This is a genomic window from Aeromonas sanarellii (genome assembly GCF_000820085.1).
GTDB lineage: Bacteria > Pseudomonadota > Gammaproteobacteria > Enterobacterales > Aeromonadaceae > Aeromonas > Aeromonas sanarellii.
In genome coordinates, this window is the sequence record NZ_CDBN01000063.1 from 34,611 (window position 1) to 52,506 (window position 17,896).

Here is a 17,896-nt window from a genome sequence, read left to right on the forward strand (position 1 = left end):
GCAAGGCAGGGCGCTCGAAGATGGGACTGCGAGCATCATGGGTCAGCCTCCCGCAATGGCGGTGAAGAGGTGGAGTTCGTCCCCGTCATTGAGACGGGTCTCGGCCCAGCGGCTGCGGGGCAGCACGGCGCCGTTGAGGGCCACCGCTACCCCCTGAGGGGAAATCTCCTGCACCGCCAGCAGCTCAGTCAGGCACTGGCCGGTGGGCAGCGTCAGCTCGATATCGTTCAATCGGATCTTCATAGTTAATTCTCCAGGGCCGGGTGGGTGCTGCCGCAGACCGGGCAATCGGGGTCGGGAGCCAGCGTGAGGGTCTGCCACTGATGGGTCAACGCATCGAAGCGGCGCAGAGTGCCCGCGACCGGGCTCGGCATCCCGAGCAGCAGTTTCAGTGCCTCCAGCGCCTGCAAAGAGCCCATCACTCCCACCAGCGGGCCGGTGACGCCGCTGGTCTCGCAGCTCTGGCTCACCTTGGTATCCAGCGGATAGAGGCAGGCGTAGCAGGCGTGCTCACTGCTGGTACGCACCATCAGCTGCCCCTGCCAGCCCACTGCTGCGGCACAGACCCAGGGCTTGCCCTGGGCCACGCAGGCGGCGTTGATGGCCTGGCGGGTGGCGAGGTTGTCGCAGCAGTCGATCACCAGATCTACCTCGGCCACAAACTCCGGTAGGCTCGCGGCATCGAGTCGCTGATTGATGGCAATCAGCTCCACCAGCGGGTTGTGGGCAGCCAACCGCTCCCGGGCCAGCTCCGCCTTGGAGTGGTTGACCGCCTCGCTATCGAACAGGATCTGGCGCGGCAAGTTGCTGGAGTCCACCGTGTCGCCATCGGCGAGCCAGAGGGTGCCCACCCCGGCACCGGCGAGATAGAGGGCCAGCGGCGAGCCGAGCCCGCCGAGGCCCACGATCAGCACGGACTTATCTTTGAGCCGCGCCTGACCCGCCTCCCCCACTTCAGCCAGCATCAGCTGGCGGCCGTATCGCAAATACTCAGCATCAGAGAGCATGTTCTGCCTCCCGTATAACGGTGACCGAGCGTGGCTCATCCCCTGCCCCCACTGCGGCCAGCAGCCGTTCGGTCGCCCCCTGCCAGTCGTCGCTGGCCGTGATAGCCGAGACCAGCGCGACGCTGCCCACCCCGCTCCCCTTGACCGCCGCCACCCGCTCCTCGCTGATGCCGCCGATGGCCACCGTCGGCCAATCCGCCATCAGGGCGCGGTAGCGGTGCAACCGCACCAACCCCTGGGGGCGGGAAGGCATCGCCTTGGTGTTGGTCGGGAAGATATGGCCGAGCGCGACATAGGAGGGGGCCAGCTCGCGGGCCCGCATCAGCTCGAAGTAGCCGTGGGTGGAGATGCCAAGGCGCAACCCGGCCGCCTGAATGGCGGCGAGATCGGCGGTCTCCATATCCTCCTGCCCCAGATGTACGCCCCAGGCGCCCGCCGCTATGGCCTGCTGCCAGTAGTCGTTGATAAAGAGCCGCGCCCCATGACGGCGACCGAGCGCCACAGCCTCGGCAATTGCCGGTGCCACCTGAGCGGCGGGCAGACTCTTGATCCGCAGCTGGATGGTCTTGACCCCCAGCCCCAACAGGCGGCGCAGCCACTTGACCGAATCCACCACCGGATAGAGGCCGAGGTTGTGTTCGGTCGACGCGAAGGGGCCCTGCGGCAGGCGGGCGCTCCTTGTCTCATAAAGCCCGAAACGGCGATCGAGGGTTGAGCCCGCCAGTACGGCGCGGGGGAAGTGGGCAAGCTCGGCGGGCCAGCCAAGATGGGCGATGGGCCCCGGGCCTGCACCCACCCCCTGCGCCGCCGCCAACCCCTGTTGCAGGTAGGCACGAGCCAGGGTGATGGCGTCCTCCACCGGATAATCCTGCGCCACCACGGCGGCGATGGCGCTGGCGTAGCAGCAGCCGGTGCCGTGGCCGTGGCGGGTATCGAGGCGCGGCGCCGCCAGCCAGAATTCGCGGGTCTCGTCCTGGTAGTAGTCCAGACACAGCTCCCCGCTCCACTCAAGATGACCCCCCTTCACCAGCACGGCGCGGGCGCCGAGTTCGCGCAGACGGCGGGCGGCGAGGCGCACCAGTTCGGGACTGCTGACCGGCAAGCCGGTCAGGGCCTCCAGCTCGGGGCCGTTGGGGGTGATGAGCGACAGACGTGGCAATAGCTGCTCGCGCACCGCCGCCAGCATATTGGGCTCCGCCATCGGAGTGCCGCTGCTGGCGATGGCCACCGGGTCGTAGACCACAAAGGGGGCGCTCAGGGTATCGAGCCGGCGGGCCAGCACCTCTACGTGCAGCCGGGTCGGCAGCAGGCCGATCTTGATGGCAGCGGGTGGCAGATCGACACTGAGGGCGTCGATCTGGGCGGTGAAGGCCTGCATCAGCACAGGGTCGACCATCTTCACCGCCACCGAGTTCTGGGCGGTGATGGCGGAGATGACGGAGCATCCATGCACGCCGAGGTCGTGCAGGGTGTGCAGGTCGGCCTGAATGCCGGCGCCGCCGCCGGAGTCTGAACCTGCTATGGTCCAGACCACGGGACGCGGAGCCGCCGTCACGGCGGACAGGTAGGCGGGGCTGACAGCCCCGCGCTCGCTGCTCACGCCTCCTCCCCTGCGGCCTGCTTCAGGGTCGCCGCCTGGTGGTAGATCTCGCCACCGGTCTCCTTGAAGGTCTCGGCCATCCGCGCCATACCGCGCACTACCTCGGCCTGCTTGAAGGTCTCGGGCTCCTTACGGGCCATGCCGCTCTCCACCTCGGCCACGACCCGCTCCTGCTGGCCGTCCATGCCCACCATCTTGATCTCCACCGCTTCCAGCTTGGCGGCGTAGTCGCGCACGTCCTGGGTGATCTTCATGGAGCAGAACTTGGGCCCGCACATGGAGCAGAAGTGGGCCACCTTGCCGGACTCCTGGGGCAGGGTCTCGTCGTGATAGGCGCGGGCGGTGTCGGGATCCAGGGCCAGGTTGAACTGATCCTCCCAGCGGAACTCGAAGCGCGCCTTGGACATGGCGTTGTCGCGGATCTGGGCGCCGGGGTGGCCCTTGGCAAGGTCAGCTGCGTGGGCGGCGATCTTGTAGGTGATGAGCCCCTGCTTCACGTCCTCTTTGTTCGGCAGGCCCAGGTGCTCCTTGGGGGTCACGTAGCAGAGCATGGCGCAGCCGTACCAGCCGATGAGCGCGGCGCCGATACCGGAGGTGAAGTGATCGTAACCCGGCGCGATGTCGGTGGTGAGCGGGCCCAGGGTGTAGAAGGGCGCCTCGTGGCAGTGCTCCAGCTGCTCGGTCATGTTGCGCTCGATCATGTGCATGGGCACGTGGCCGGGGCCCTCGATCATCACCTGCACGTCGTATTCCCAGGCAATTTTGGTGAGCTCGCCCAGGGTGCGCAGCTCGGCGAACTGGGCCTCGTCGTTGGCGTCGTAGACGGAGCCCGGACGCAGACCGTCACCCAGCGACAAGCTCACGTCGTAGGCGGCGCAGATCTCGCAGATCTCGCGGAAGTGCTCGTAGAGGAAGTTCTCCTTGTGGTGCGACAGGCACCACTTGGCCATGATGCTGCCACCGCGCGAAACGATGCCGGTGAGGCGCTTGGCGGTCATCGGCACGAAGCGCAGCAGGACGCCGGCGTGGATGGTGAAGTAGTCCACCCCCTGCTCGGCCTGCTCCAGCAGGGTGTCGCGGAACAGCTCCCAGGTGAGGTCTTCGGCGATGCCGTTGGTCTTCTCCAGCGCCTGATAGATGGGCACGGTACCGATGGGCACCGGGCTGTTGCGCAGGATCCACTCGCGGGTCTCGTGGATGTAGCGGCCGGTGGAGAGATCCATCACGGTGTCGGCGCCCCAGCGGGTGGACCAGACCAGCTTCTCCACTTCCTCTTCGATGCTGGAAGTGACCGCCGAGTTGCCGATGTTGGCGTTGATCTTCACCAGGAAGTTGCGGCCGATGATCATGGGCTCCGCTTCCGGGTGGTTGATGTTGCTGGGGATGATGGCGCGACCGGCGGCCACCTCATCGCGCACGAACTCGGGGGTGATGTTCTGGGGCAGTCTGGCGCCAAAGCCCTGGCCCGGATGCTGGGTGCGCAGGAGCTCGGAGCGCACCCGCTCGCGCCCCATGTTCTCGCGAATGGCGATAAATTCCATCTCGGGAGTGACGATGCCAGCACGGGCGTAGTGGAGCTGGGTGACCCGGCGGCCCGGCTTGGCACGGCGGGCGCTCGGCAGATGTTCGAAGCGCAGGTGATCCAGCCCCTCGTCCGCCAGCCGCTCCTGAGTGAAGGTGGAGCTGAGACCCGGCAGTTCGTCGGTATCATCCCGCTCCAGCACCCACTCCTCGCGCAGGCGCGGCAGACCGCGGCGCACGTCGATGGGGGCGGCCTCTTCCCCATAGGGGCCCGAGGTATCGTAAACCGGCACCGGCTCGTTGGGCTCGAACTGGGGAGCTTCCTTGGTGCCGCCGACGAAGGTGTCGGCCAACTGGATCTCCCGCAGGGGCACCCGGATATCGGCGCGGGAGCCTTCGATAAAGATGCGGCGGGAGTTGGGGTGAGCCATCCCCTTGAGGTTGTCGATAAAGGTCTGGGCGCTGGAGCGCTGCTCGCGGCGGCTGGATTTGGTGGTATCAGAAACATTGGTAGACATAGCAAAACTCACATTAACTGGTTGAAGTTATGGGTATTTGCTTGTCTGGAGTTCGAGGAGAAGATGAACTTGCGGCGGGGTGTGCTCGGGGGAGTGAGCCGGGCATGGATCTTCCCTGCCCTGCCGTCCCGGTGTTTCCCTAGTCTGGAAACCCGGCGCCCTATGGACAACCGGACGGGACAGCCTCCCCCTCTGTGCGCCTGTGCCAGCCAGAGGCGGTCTGCGTCTGGCTGGCGGGAAGGTGCTCCTTCCCCGGCGCGGTAACCCGCAAGTTACCCTTGTTTCCCTTCGCAGGTCTTAACCTGATCAGGTTCCACGGATCCCGAATTAACGGTCTCAGCTTAGCGTCGTTCGACGGTCAGCACTCCGACAAGATGGCGCCAGTATATATGGCTTATTTTTTTACTCAACCATGATTTTTTCACTACAATGAATCTTGTTCATTAACATAGGGATGATGTTTATTATGAACCACAAAAAGACACTTATTCTTGGCATGTGCTGCTTCGGCTTATATGGATGCGACAGTAGCAATGACAGCAAGACTCTGGCTGAACAACTCGTGTATGACTCTGCAACACAGGTTATTGAAGACGACCCACATACATCAGTATTTATCTCAGCCTTGAAGATGACTGGGTTGGATACAAGCAAGATAAAAAACATATCCTTCCACATAAAAACAAAAGACGGAAATTTCGCCAAGCCTGTCTCTGCCACATATGATTGGAACTACCTGTCCAGCAACGGGTTATACGACAGTGCCAATAACAGCATGCAGATTCCGATATTTGGCCTCTACAGCGACTATCTGAATGAACTCACGATAGACATCCAGTATGTTGATGACAGCATCTACTCATTTCAAAAGATGGTCCCTGCGGCCACCTATGTTGATAGTGCGGGCATTTATGACAACGTTGGCATCAGCATCAAGCCAACCGCCACACCGAGTTACAGTTATTTTTATCTGAAAGGGGCTCTCAAATCTCCCATCATCATGGATATCGATGGCGAGGTTCGTTGGGATGCTGATATTAAAAGAGTATCCAGTTCATCTGCTTTTATAAACAACACATTCTGGACAGGCAATATTAAAAGCGCAGCCACCGCTATTGATGTACTATCTCTATATGGAAAGTCTGAAGTCTTGCATATCAATGGTACAGCGATGGGTAGTGATGCATATTTCCACCATAATATAGATCCGGGTAAAAATGGTATATTGATTGAACTCGATGGCACCACTGACGGAGCGTTAAAAATAGAGTCTTTTTTAAGTGAGATAGACGAGTCAGGCAATGTGATTAAAGAGTGGGATCTCGGTAAAATATTTTCTGATTATATGCTACAGGAAGGGGATGACCCCAGCAATTTTGTCAGAGATGGTGTGGACTGGTTCCACATGAATGCTGCTACCTATGACCCTGCCGATGACACCTTGCTGGTCTCCAGCCGTGAAAACTTCGTGGTAAAGCTGGATTATAACACGGGTAAAATCATCTGGTTGCTGGGGGACGAGACCAAGCACTGGTACTCCTACCCTTCTCTACAAAAGTTGGCCTTGTCACTCTCCTCAGGGCAAGTGCCTATAGGGCAGCATGCCGTATCTATCACCAAAGAAGGGAAATTGATGCTGTTCAACAACGGCCTGAAGAGTTTCAATCATCCTTCTAGCTCCCCTGCTGGCATCAACCTCGCAACCAGCCAGACAGCCATCTTTGATATTGATAGTCAGAACAAAACTGGCCAGATGATTTGGAGTTTTGACGATGGTATTTATTCGGATATCTGCTCGAGTATCTATCAGGACCAGCTATCTGCCCAAGGGGACTTTCTGATCAACTACGCCGCCGCCGACGGCAGAACCCGTGTCATCATTCAGGGGATCAACAAGGATAAACAGAAACTGTTCGAGTTTACCTACCCAAGCCCGACTCCCTGTGCCACCTCCTGGAACGCCATCCAGATCCCTCTCGAAAACATTCACTTCCAATAAACAACAAGCTAGCGCCACCCGTAGCGCTAGCTTGTTAGTCATCTTCCGGATTGGGGATCAGGATCTCGGTGAGGCGGCCCTCCTCATCCCGGCTCAGCACCAGGCGGCGACCCGGTTGCAGATCGGCGACGCTGCCGTTGATCCAGCGAGTGTCGGTATCAAACACCAGCACGCCGAGACCCTGTAGCAGCAATGCCTGCCCCGAGTGGGTGAGCAGTCGATCCTCCGCTCGCCGCCAGTTGGCCCCGAGCGCCGGATCCGGCGCCCCGTCGAGCACCCGGATCGTCTCGGCCACGCCGTAACGGCTCTGGATCGCGAGGCGCATGCCGGGCACGAGCCCGTCGGGCTGGGTCACACCGTGCAGCTCGGCACTGCCGAGCTCCAGCTCGGCCCCCTGGAATTGCAGGCGCACCCCGTCGTTGTGCTCCAGCTCCACCAGCCAGAGCTCGGCGTCGTCGGCGAGGGTGCAGAAGGGCAACAGCAGCAGGCAGAGTGCGGTTCTGGTCATGGCTGGCGGTCCAGGGTCACGGGATGAGGTTTAACTATGGGCCTGGACGGGCCATTTTTCCGGTCTCCCGCGACCGGCTCAGTCATCCTCCCGGCACTGGCTCAGGCGCATGCCGTCAAACCTGCACTCCAGCTCCAGCCAGCGCCCCTCGAACGGAGCCAGACTCCCATCCGAGGTGACATAACCCCAGATGCGGCCCCCCTCCACCGGCCCCTCCAGCTCCATCTCGTCCTCCTCTTCCAGCGGCTCCACCTCGCGAACGAGCCGCCGCGCCCCCTGTGCCGTCTCCTGCACCACCCCTTCCAGATCGACCCAGGTCCCGCCGAGATCGTCCTCATCCAGCCCGTCCTTGAAGCGGGTGCGCTCGTCGATCACGAAGGGAATGCCGTTGACCATCAACTGGCCAAGCTGCCAGCTGGTGCGGCCCGTGAGCTTGAACTCGGCCGCCTGCGCCAGACCAAAAGGCAATAGAATCAATAACCAGAAGGCGCGGAGAGACTTCTTCATCGGGGATCCTCGGGGTTACACTGGCACACAGGATGACGCATCCGGTGTGAAATGGCCGTGAAATGCCGGCCAGAACCAGGAGATCAAAGCATGAAAATACTGGTGGTGGAAGACAGTCCCCAGGTGGCGGAGACCATCATGGACTATCTGGAGCTGGCCGGGCACAGGGTGGATTGCGCCTATCACGGTCAGGCCGCCCTGCAACTGCTCGCCGAGCAGCGCTTCGACGTCATCATCATGGATGTCATGATGCCGCGCCTGGACGGCCTGCGCACCGTGGAGCGGCTGCGCTCGGACGGCATCTCGACCCCGGTGATCTTTCTCACCGCCCGCGACAGCCTGGAGGACAAGCTGGCAGGCTTCAAGGCGGGAGGGGACGACTACCTGGTCAAGCCCTTCGCCATGGAGGAGCTGGAGGTGCGGCTGCAGGCCCTGGGCCTGCGCGGCCCCCGAGGTGACATGGGCGCCCTCAGCTTCGGCGACCTGACGGTGGACACCGCCGCCGGTCGCGCCACCCGCGCCGGGGTGGAGCTCAAACTCGGCAAGATCCCGTTCCAGATCCTCAGCCTGCTGGTGAAACGCGCCCCCCAGCTGGTGACGCGCCAGGAGGTGCTCGACACCGTCTGGGGGGACGAGGAGCCCGACTCCGATGCCCTGCGCAGTCACATCTATGCCCTGCGCAACGCCCTCGACAAGCCCTTCCCCGCCCCCATGCTGGAGACCCTGCACGGCCAGGGCTACCGGCTGGTGAAACCATGAGAGCCCCGCCACCGTCAGACCAGCAGGCCCCGGGCCTGCCGAGCCTGCGCCGACGGCTGGTGCTGGCGCTGGGAGGGGCCGGCCTGCTGCTGCTGATGATCCTGAGCCTGCTGATGGTGGTGGCCGAGGACAAGATGGAGGAGCTGAGCCTGCGCCACTGGCTGGAGGCCGAGGCGACCCGCTACGGCGACGACTGGCTGCGCCTGGGACCTGTGGCCCCCGCCCCCAGCCCGCGCCAGTTCTCCAGCTACTGGACCGAGGCGGGCCGCCTGCCGGCCTGGCTCAAGACCTACCGGAGCCCCGGCTTCTTCGAACACCAGCTGGGAGAGGAGGACAAGCACTTCCTGGTGCGGCCCCATCCGTCCGGTCAGGGGCTGCTCTATCTGGTGTTCAACGACGACGCCGACGACTATCTGGACCCCTACGAAGACAAGCTGCATCTGGTCACCCGGTTGATCGGCCTGGCCCTGCTGCTGGGGAGCCTCGCCTTCGGCATCTGGCTGGTGCGCCACATCACCCGCCCCCTGGACAGGCTGCGCCAGCGCGTCGCCCACCTCACCCCGGATCAGGGGGACTTCGTGCCGGATGCCCCCTGGCAGGAACTGCGCGACATCGAGCTGGCGCTACTGGCGGGCAAGCACGAGGTGGCCGCCGTGTTCGCCCGCGAACAGGAGTTCAGCCGCTTCGCGAGCCACGAGCTGCGCACCCCCAACATGGTGATCCAGGGCTCCGCCGCCCTGCTCGGCAAGGTGGCGGACCTGCCCGCCCCGGCGGCCCGCGCCACCGCCCGCATCCGCGCCGCCGCCGACGAGATGGCCCTGCTCACCGAGACCTTCCTGCTGCTGGGGCGCAAGGAGGCCGTGGAGCGTACGCCCCAGCAGGTGGCCCCCCTCATTCGCCAGGAGCTGACCCGCCTCGCCCCCCTGCTGCAACGGGAGGCGCTGGACATTTGGCTGCAACTGGACGAGGAGAGCGAGGTAGAGGCTCCCCTCTCCCTGCTCGCCATTGCGCTCGGCAACCTCTTGAAAAACGCCCTGAGCTACGCCGAGGGCCATATCGAGATCGCGCTGCACGAACGGGTGCTCACCATCAGCAACCCCACGACAGCCGCACCGGATCAGATCCTGGGCTACGGCTGTGGCCTCACCATCATCCAGCGCATCTGCGAGAAGCTGGGCTGGCAGATAGAGACCCGGCTGGAGGACGGCGTTTTCAGCGCCCGGCTGGCGATGATCGCCGGCGACCCCGGGGCGGCATAGCCCCCTAATACCCGGCCCTTCTCCCCGGCGATTCAACAGAGTGGGAGAAGGGAGACTCCCCCTGGTAAACCATCACGGCTCGCGGTGACAACCGCAGACCAACGACGATTACCCAGCACCACCGAACAGTGCTCTCTCCCTTCGAAAGAGGGCACTGCGGCACCAACCAGATAGCAACAAGGCGCCCGAGGGCGCCCTGTTTTATCTGTCTGACACTCGTTTGGGACTCATTCCGCCGGCTTGTGCTTGCGACTCGCCTTGAGCTCCAGATACTCGATGATCTTGCCCGCCACGTCCTTGCCGGAGGCGGCCTCCACCCCCTGCAGGCCGGGGGAGGAGTTCACCTCCAGCACCAGGGGGCCGCGGGCGCTGCGCAGTATGTCCACCCCAGCCACGTCCAGCCCCATGATCTTGGCGGCCTGCACCGCGGTCGCCCGCTCCTCCGGGGTGATCTTGATGGCCGAGGCCTCGCCGCCCCGGTGCAGGTTGGAGCGAAACTCCCCCGGCTGGGCCTGGCGGCGCATGGCGGCCACCACCTTGCCGTTGACCACCAGGCAGCGGATGTCGGCGCCGTTCGCCTCGCGGATATACTCCTGCACCAGGATGTTGTTGTTGGTCTGGATGAAGGCCTCGATCACGCTCTCGGCGGCCTTCTGGGTCTCGCACAGCACCACCCCTATCCCCTGGGTCCCCTCCAGCAGCTTCACCACCAGGGGCGCCCCGCCCACCATGGTGATGAGGTCGGGCACGTCGTGGGTACTGTGGGCATAGCCGGTGATGGGCAGGCCTATGCCGTGACGGGAGAGCAGCTGCATGGCGCGCAGCTTGTCCCGGGAGCGGGAGATGGCCACCGAGCTGTTGAGGGCCATGGTGTTCATCATCTCGAACTGGCGCAGCACGGCGGTGCCGTAGAAGGTGATGCTGGCCCCGATGCGCGGGATCACGGCGTCATAGCTCTCCAGCTCCCGTCCTTCGTAGTGGATGGAGGGATTGTGGGAGGCGATGTTCATGTAGCAGCGCAGGGTGTCGAGCACCTCGACCTGGTGCCCGCGGGCCCGGGCCACCTCGACCAGGCGGCGGGTGGAGTAGTTGTTGGGCTCGCGGGATAAGATGGCAATATTCATGGCGATTCCGCTAGAAGGCTGTGCCTGGGCAGGATGGGGCGGGAGAGTATAAAGTGCCACAGCGCCAAGACAACGCCAATTGTTTATCCTGACAACAAGGCAAACCACGCAGAACTCCGCTATGCCATCCCGTTGTCATCCAGATGTCACACGGCGGCACCAGACTGGTCTGTCCCCCAGCACAGGATGCCGCCGTTGTTCGTCAAAGATCAATCTGGATTGACCCGGTCGCCACGCCTCAATGCAGGTTGGGCCCCAGCCAGCGCTCGGCCTCTGCCAGGGTCATGCCCTTGCGCTGGGCGTAGTCTTCCACCTGATCGTGCTGGATCTGCGCCACCGCGAAGTATTTGCTCTCGGGGTGGGAGAAGTACCAGCCCGACACCGCCGCCCCCGGCCACATGGCGTAGGACTCGGTAAGCTGCATGCCGATGGCCTGCTCCACGTCCAGCAGTTCCCAGATGCTCCCCTTCTCGGTGTGTTCCGGACAGGCCGGGTAACCCGGCGCCGGGCGTATCCCCTGGTAATTTTCGCGAATAAGCTCCTCGTTGGAGAGCGCCTCGTCCGGGGCATAGCCCCAGTGCACTTTGCGCACCTGTTCGTGCAGGTATTCGGCAAAGGCCTCGGCCAGGCGGTCGCACACCGCCTGGATGAGGATGGCGTTGTAGTCATCGTGCTCCGCCTTGTAGGCCTTGGCGATGGCCTCCTCGCCGATGCCGCCGGTCACCGCGAAGGCGCCGATCCAGTCGGGCTTGCCGCTCTCCTTCGGGGCCACATAGTCCGCCAGGCAGTAGTTGGGGAAGCCCTGCTTCTCGCTCTGCTGGCGCAGGTGGTGCAGCACCTTACGCACCCGGGTGCGGGACTCGTCGGTGTAGACCTCGATGCTGTCCCCCACGGCATTGGCCGGGAACAGGCCTATGATGCCGGCGCAGCGCACGCTCCGATCCTTCTCCAGCCGATCCAGCATGGCGTTGGCGTCGGCGTAGAGGCGCGTCGCCTCCTCCCCCACAACTTCATCCTCCAGAATGCGGGGGAACTTGCCCGCCAGCTCCCAGCTCAGGAAGAACGGCGTCCAGTCGATGTAGCGGCGCAGCACCGAAATGGGCACGCTCTCGAAGGTCTGCACGCCGGGCTCTCGGGGCGCCGGGGGCTCATAGCCCACCCAGTCCAGCTGGTGGCGGTTGGCGCGGGCATGGGCCAGGGAGACCGGCTTGGAGCGCGGCTGCTTGCGGGCATGCTGATCCCGGGCAATCTCGTACTCCTTGTCGATGCGGGCGACGAAGGCGGGCTTGAGCTCGGGGCTCAGCAGGCTCTGGGCCACCCCCACGGCGCGGGAGGCGTTGGAGACATAGACCACGGGCTCCGAGTAGTTCTGCTCTATCTTCACCGCGGTGTGGGCCTTGGAGGTGGTGGCACCGCCGATGAGCAGGGGCAGCTTGAAGCCCTGGCGCTCCATCTCCTTGGCCACGTGCACCATCTCGTCGAGCGACGGGGTGATAAGGCCCGACAGGCCTATGATGTCGGCCCCCACTTCCCGCGCCGTCTTGAGGATGGTCTCGCAGGAGACCATGACCCCGAGATCCACGATCTCGAAGTTGTTGCACTGCAGCACCACCCCGACGATGTTCTTGCCGATGTCGTGCACGTCGCCTTTGACGGTGGCCAGCACTATCTTGCCGTTGCTGGAGCCGCCGGACTTCTCCGCCTCTATGTAGGGTTGCAGATAGGCCACCGCCCGCTTCATCACCCGGGCCGACTTCACCACCTGGGGCAGGAACATCTTGCCGGCACCGAACAGGTCGCCCACCACGTTCATGCCGTCCATCAGCGGCCCCTCGATGACGTGCAGCGGCTTCTCGGCCTGGGCGCGCGCCTCCTCGGTATCCTCCTCGATGAAGTCGGTGATCCCCTTGACCAGGGCATGTTCGAGCCGCTTGCCCACCGGCCAGCCTCGCCACTCCTGATCCCGCGGATCCTCGGCCTGGGCCCCCGCGCCGCGATACTTCTCGGCGATGGCCAGCAGCGCCTCGGTGGCGTCGGGGTTGAGGTTCAGCACCACAGCCTCGACCTTCTCCTTCAGCTCGGCAGGGATGTCTTCGTAGATGGCGAGCTGGCCCGCGTTGACTATCCCCATGTCCATGCCGTTCCTGATGGCGTGGTAGAGGAAGACGGCGTGGATGGCCTCGCGCACCGGCTCGTTGCCACGGAAGGAGAAGGAGACGTTGGAGACGCCGCCGGAGATCATGGCGTGGGGCAGGTTGCGTTTTATGTCGCCGACCGCCTCGATAAAGTCCACCGCGTAGTTGTTGTGCTCGTCGATGCCGGTCGCCACCGCGAAGATGTTGGGGTCGAAGATGATGTCTTCCGGCGGGAAGCCGACGCGGTCCACCAGGATCCGGTAGGCGCGCTGGCAGATCTCGAACTTGCGGGCCCGGGTGTCGGCCTGGCCCACCTCGTCGAACGCCATCACGATGACGGCGGCGCCGTAGCGGCGCAGCAGTTTCGCCTGCTCGATGAACTTCTCCTCCCCCTCCTTCATGGAGATGGAGTTGACCACGGGCTTGCCCTGCACGCACTTGAGACCCGCCTCCAGCACCTCCCACTTGGAGGAGTCGATCATCACAGGCACCCGGGCGATGTCCGGTTCCCCGGCGATGAGGTTCAGGAAGCGCACCATGGCCGCCTCGGCGTCCAGCATCCCCTCGTCCATGTTGATGTCGATGATCTGGGCGCCGTTCTCTACCTGCTGTTTGGCGACATCGAGCGCCTCGTCGTAGAGCCCCTCCTTGATCAGCCGTTTGAACTTGGCCGAACCGGTAACGTTGGTGCGCTCCCCCACGTTCACGAACATGGATTCGGGGGTGATGATGAGGGGCTCCAGGCCCGACAGGCGACAGGCAACCGGCAGATCCGGCAAGACGCGGGGCTTGATGCCGGCGACGGCGTCCGCCATGGCGCGGATATGGGTCGGGGTGGTACCGCAGCAGCCCCCCACCAGGTTGAGGAAGCCGCTCTGGGCCCACTCGCGGATATGCTCCGCCATCTCGACCGCGTAGAGATCGTACTCGCCGAAGGCATTGGGCAGGCCGGCGTTGGGGTGGGCGCTGACATGGGTCTCGCTGATGCGGGACAACTCCTCCACGTACTGGCGCAGCTCGTCCGGGCCGAGCGCACAGTTGAGGCCGAAGGAGATGGGCTTCACGTGGCGAAGGGAATGGTAGAAGGCTTCCGTGGTCTGGCCCGAGAGGGTGCGGCCGGAGGCGTCCGTGATGGTGCCGGAGATCATCACCGGCAGGCTGTAGCCCAGCTCCTCGAACACCAGGTCCACCGCGAAGGCGGCCGCCTTGGCGTTGAGGGTATCGAAGATGGTCTCGATCAGGATGAGGTCGGCCCCCCCCTCAATGAGGGCATGGGTCGATTCGGTGTAGGCGGCCACCAGCTCGTCATAGGTGACGTTGCGCTTGCCCGGATCGTTCACGTCCGGCGAGATGGAGGCTGTGCGGTTGGTGGGGCCCAGCACCCCTGCAACAAAGCGCGGTTTCGCCGGATCCTTGGCCGTCCACTCGTCCGCCACGGCGCGGGCCAGGCGGGCTGCCTCCCGGTTGATCTCGGCCGAGAGCGCTTCCATCTCGTAGTCGGCCATGGCGATGCGGGTGGCGTTGAAGGTGTTGGTCTCGAGGATGTCGGCGCCGGCGGCGCAGTACTGGTCGTGGATCTCGCGAATGACGGCGGGACGGCTCAGCACCAGCAGGTCGTTGTTGCCCTTGATGTCGGTATGCCAGTTCGCAAACCGCTCGCCTCTATAGTCCGACTCGCCGAGCTTGTAGCCCTGGATCATGGTGCCCATGGCCCCGTCGATGATCAGGATCCGCTCCCTGAGACAGGCTTCCAGCCTGGCTGTGACATCCGCTTTCTTGTTCGACTCTCTGCTCGACACCGCTCGTACCCCTTACATCCATGCAACTGCGTGATGCCCATCCTAGCAGCAATCAAATCAAATGGAAATCTAGCCGTCTATCTGTCCGTATCGGCGATTAAATATAACCATAAATAGGTAATGAGCGGGCACTAGCCCGGGAGTACCCTATGCCCGTCCTCAATAGGGATACGTGCTTGCTGTTTACTAAAGAGAAAAAATAACTATGAGCGTCTACTACACACTCTGCTTCCTGGCAGCCCTGGCGATCTTCATCGCCTTTGCCAACCAGTATGTTGTGAAGATCCAGACCACCATCGCCATCACCGCGGGATCCATGCTGATCTCCGCCCTGATGGTGCTGTTTGGTAAGTTGGGATGGTTCAACCTGGAACCTCTGGCCGTCGAGACCATGGAAAGCATCGACTTCCAGAACTTCCTGCTGAAGGGGATCCTGGGCTTCCTGCTGTTCGCCGGTGGCCTTGGCATCAACCTCAAGGCATTGCGCAGCCAGAAGTGGGAGATCACCATTCTCTCCATAGTGGCGACCCTGCTCTCCACCTTCATCATCGGCTACGGCTTCTGGTTCATCGCCAGGCTGCTGGGCTGGGAGCTGCCGCTGGTCTACTGCATGCTGTTCGGTGCCCTGATCTCCCCCACCGACCCCATCGCCGTGCTGGCCATCGTCAAGAAGATGAAGGCGCCGCCCCAGATAGCCATCCAGATCGAGGGGGAATCCCTGTTCAACGACGGGGTCGGCCTGGTGATCTTCGCCACCGTGTTTGCCGTGGCCTTTGGCGGTGTCGAGCCCACCTTCACCAGCGTGGCCGGCCTGTTCCTGCATGAGGCCCTCGGCGGCATCCTGTTCGGTGCCGTGCTGGGCCTCATCGCTCACGTGATGATCAGCGCCACCGACGACGGCTCCCTGGAGCTGCTGCTGACCCTCTGCATCCCCACCGCGGGCTTCGCCTTCGCCAACATGATCGGCGTCTCCGGCGCCCTGGCCATGGTGGTGACCGGCATCATGATCGGCAACTGGACCCGTCACAGCGGTTTCTCCGAGCAGAGCAGCCACCACCTGGATCACTTCTGGGAGTTGATGGACCAGTTCCTCAACGCCCTGCTGTTCCTGCTGATCGGTCTGGCCCTGGTGCTGCTGGATCTCGCCTGGCAAGACTGGATCCTGCTGGTCATCGCGGTGCCGCTCTGCCTGGCCGCCCGCTTCGTCAGCGTCTCCCTGCCCTACGTGGCCTTCCGCCGCTATCGCAGCTACAACACCTTCTCGGTGCGCATCCTGACCTGGGGCGGCCTGCGCGGCGGCCTGGCCATGGCCATGGCCCTGGCGCTGCCCTCCGGCGTCATGGTGCTGCCGGAGCACGGCGTCGACCTGCGGGAAGTGATCCTGGTGATGACCTACTCGGTGGTGATGTTCTCCATCGTGGTACAGGGCATGACCATCACCCCCATGATCACCGCCGCCAAGAGGGCCTGCGGCGACGCCTGAGTCGCCCGCATCCCCTGACAGACAAGGCACAAAGGGCTCCCTCGGGAGCCCTTTTGTCGTCACCGCGACAGTGAAAAATGAGGGAATGCTGGATGGCAGTACAATGAGTGTTTGCTTTTTATGCATTTTGAAGAGAGAATGCGCGCCGGCTAGTCAATCAGCCCTGATTATGTTCGCAATGCTTCACCTCACGATGAATCCTGCCAGTACCTACATAACCTCCCTCTGATTTACTCGCCTTGAGAACCGTTCAGGCTGTCTGCCTGCGTTGCCCGGCTCTCACGGTGCAGACCCGATCTGCCCATCCATTGGTCTATGCATGTCGCATAGGTCTTGGAGCCTTCCTTGAAAGTGCAGACGCCCCTTATCCGGGCTGGGTATTCCTGCGCGCCTGTCAGCCAGAACGCTGACCGCGCCCATCGACCTGACATTTGCCAACACAAGGAGCAAACACTTAATTTATATAGAGAAATACCATGATGAAACACGTACAAATCCGCAAACCCCTGCGTCGCAGCAAGCCCATCAACCTGCCCGTGCAAGAACACGACTATGATGCGTTTCTGATCCAGTTCAGCACCCGCTTCAGCGGCGGCTTCGCCATCTCCTGCGATGGCATCGCCGGCGAGTTCTCCATCGAAGAGCTCAACTGACCCTGCCTGACGGCAGTGTCCGATGCAGACAGGCCGCAGCTCACGGCGGCCTCCCTTGCCCAGACCTAGACCCGGCAGGGAGCCTTATCCGGCGCCTCCAGCAGCAGGCACTCCTCCTCGCTCTCCCCCAGCCTGACCCGCTTGCCCTGACTCAGCCCCAGCTTGGCCAGTAGCCGGACCGAGCGCTCGTTGCCCGGGGTGACGATGGCCACCACCCGCTCGATGCCGAGCCGCTCGCGACCATCCTTCAGCGCCGCCCGCGCCGCCTCCAGGGCATAGCCCTGTCCGCGCCAGGCCGGCAGGAAGGCGTAACCGATGTCCTCGCACGGCAGGGTGTCGCGCTTGATGAGACCGCAGATGCCGAGCCTGGCCCCGTCGCTGCGCCTGGCCACCAGATAGAGGCCGTGACTGTGGCGGGCATAGCTGACCGCCGGCCCCTGCTGGATGTAGTTCTCGGCATCGTCCCGGGTACGCACCCCGCGATCGCCGATCCAGCGGTGGAAGTCGCCGTCGTTGAGCAGTTCGAGAATGAAGGGGGCATCGGCAGTGGTCAGTTCGCGCAGTTCCAGGCGCTCGGAGAGGATCATGACGGAGGCTCTGTTGACAAAAACGGGTCACCCAGACTGCCCCCCTCGCCCGATCTTGGCAAGATCCGGGCAGACATTTCTGCCCCGACGGCAGGCGTCCCCGCTATACTGCCCACCCCATGACAACCCCATGCAACAGACAGGACACCACCATGACGGACACCACCGAATTTTTTGATGAAGCGACGCTGCTGGAGATGGTGGAAAACCAGCTCGCCGACGGCCATCCCCTGCAGGTGAAAGCCACCCTGATGCGGCTGGTGATGAAGGGCACCCCGAGGGAAGAGGCGCTGCAATACATCGCCTGCGCCCTGGGCGCCGAACTCATGGCCATGGAGGCCGATCAGGGCCCCTTCAACCTCGCCCGCTACGGCGAGTTTCTCGACAGCCTGCCCGAGATGCCCTGGGCCGAATAAGGCCCCAGGTTAGGCAAGGCG

At 63.3% G+C, this 17,896-nt stretch carries 15 protein-coding genes and 1 riboswitch; of the genes, 6 read left to right on the forward strand and 9 right to left on the reverse strand.

Translation table 11 applies throughout. The annotated features are described in order from the left end of the window. Positions 1-42: 42 nt before the first annotated feature. The 4 genes from thiS to thiC are packed head-to-tail and all read right to left on the reverse strand — an operon-like array spanning position 43 to position 4,646. A complete protein-coding gene (gene thiS / locus BN1132_RS12475; protein ID WP_042077931.1) occupies positions 43-243 on the reverse strand; it encodes a sulfur carrier protein ThiS in 201 nt (66 codons plus the stop codon). 2 nt (positions 244-245) lie between these two features. Further along, positions 246-1,007: a HesA/MoeB/ThiF family protein gene (locus BN1132_RS12480; RefSeq protein WP_042077932.1), complete on the reverse strand. Its 762-nt coding sequence runs from the start codon at positions 1,005-1,007 to the stop codon at positions 246-248. Beyond that, positions 997-2,607 (reverse strand): thiamine phosphate synthase, encoded by a 1,611-nt coding sequence (gene thiE / locus BN1132_RS12485; protein WP_042077933.1) that lies wholly within the window; start codon positions 2,605-2,607, stop codon positions 997-999. Before thiE ends, BN1132_RS12480 begins: the two co-directional genes overlap by 11 nt. Further along, positions 2,604-4,646: a phosphomethylpyrimidine synthase ThiC gene (thiC, locus tag BN1132_RS12490; protein WP_042077934.1), complete on the reverse strand. Its 2,043-nt coding sequence runs from the start codon at positions 4,644-4,646 to the stop codon at positions 2,604-2,606. Before thiC ends, thiE begins: the two co-directional genes overlap by 4 nt. Positions 4,647-4,911: 265 nt before the next feature. Further along, positions 4,912-5,025: riboswitch (TPP riboswitch) on the reverse strand. A gap of 87 nt (positions 5,026-5,112) precedes the next feature. On the opposite strand from thiC, the gene BN1132_RS19660 reads away from it, so the two are divergent. After that, positions 5,113-6,645: an aryl-sulfate sulfotransferase gene (locus BN1132_RS19660; RefSeq protein ID WP_167335712.1), complete on the forward strand. Its 1,533-nt coding sequence runs from the start codon at positions 5,113-5,115 to the stop codon at positions 6,643-6,645. 34 nt (positions 6,646-6,679) lie between these two features. Here the strand turns inward: BN1132_RS19660 and BN1132_RS12500 are convergent, their stop codons facing one another. Further along, entirely contained in the window at positions 6,680-7,153 is a 474-nt protein-coding gene (locus BN1132_RS12500) for a hypothetical protein (protein ID WP_042077935.1), read from the reverse strand. 78 nt (positions 7,154-7,231) lie between these two features. After that, complete coding sequence (locus tag BN1132_RS12505) at positions 7,232-7,660, reverse strand: hypothetical protein (RefSeq protein WP_042077937.1); 429 nt, start codon at positions 7,658-7,660, stop codon at positions 7,232-7,234. 90 nt (positions 7,661-7,750) lie between these two features. On the opposite strand from BN1132_RS12505, the gene BN1132_RS12510 reads away from it, so the two are divergent. Together BN1132_RS12510 and BN1132_RS12515 are read left to right on the forward strand one after the other, a co-directional pair. Continuing rightward, positions 7,751-8,419: a response regulator transcription factor gene (locus BN1132_RS12510; RefSeq protein WP_042077938.1), complete on the forward strand. Its 669-nt coding sequence runs from the start codon at positions 7,751-7,753 to the stop codon at positions 8,417-8,419. After that, positions 8,416-9,678, forward strand: coding sequence for a sensor histidine kinase (locus BN1132_RS12515; RefSeq protein WP_042077939.1), 1,263 nt, complete (start codon positions 8,416-8,418; stop codon positions 9,676-9,678). The genes BN1132_RS12510 and BN1132_RS12515 overlap by 4 nt, the downstream gene beginning before the upstream one ends. Before the next feature lie 227 nt (positions 9,679-9,905). Here the strand turns inward: BN1132_RS12515 and rimK are convergent, their stop codons facing one another. Both rimK and metH read right to left on the reverse strand, forming a co-directional pair. After that, complete coding sequence (gene rimK / locus BN1132_RS12520; protein WP_042077940.1) at positions 9,906-10,802, reverse strand: 30S ribosomal protein S6--L-glutamate ligase; 897 nt, start codon at positions 10,800-10,802, stop codon at positions 9,906-9,908. A 238-nt stretch (positions 10,803-11,040) separates the two neighbouring features. Then, complete coding sequence (metH, locus tag BN1132_RS12525; RefSeq protein WP_042077941.1) at positions 11,041-14,736, reverse strand: methionine synthase; 3,696 nt, start codon at positions 14,734-14,736, stop codon at positions 11,041-11,043. 205 nt (positions 14,737-14,941) lie between these two features. Between metH and BN1132_RS12530 the strand changes: the two genes are divergently transcribed. After that, positions 14,942-16,219 carry a cation:proton antiporter gene (locus BN1132_RS12530; RefSeq protein ID WP_042077943.1) on the forward strand — a complete coding sequence of 426 codons (1,278 nt, stop codon included), beginning with the start codon at positions 14,942-14,944 and terminating at the stop codon, positions 16,217-16,219. A 476-nt stretch (positions 16,220-16,695) separates the two neighbouring features. Further along, on the forward strand, positions 16,696-16,872 hold the full coding sequence (locus BN1132_RS19665; protein WP_084202887.1) for a hypothetical protein: 177 nt from the start codon (positions 16,696-16,698) through the stop codon (positions 16,870-16,872). A 65-nt stretch (positions 16,873-16,937) separates the two neighbouring features. On the opposite strand, the gene BN1132_RS12535 is transcribed toward BN1132_RS19665, so the two are convergent. Further along, on the reverse strand, positions 16,938-17,459 hold the full coding sequence (locus BN1132_RS12535; protein WP_042077945.1) for a GNAT family N-acetyltransferase: 522 nt from the start codon (positions 17,457-17,459) through the stop codon (positions 16,938-16,940). A gap of 152 nt (positions 17,460-17,611) precedes the next feature. On the opposite strand from BN1132_RS12535, the gene BN1132_RS12540 reads away from it, so the two are divergent. Then, positions 17,612-17,875, forward strand: a complete 264-nt coding sequence (locus BN1132_RS12540; RefSeq protein WP_042077947.1) for a hypothetical protein — start codon at positions 17,612-17,614, stop codon at positions 17,873-17,875. Positions 17,876-17,896: the final 21 nt, after the last annotated feature.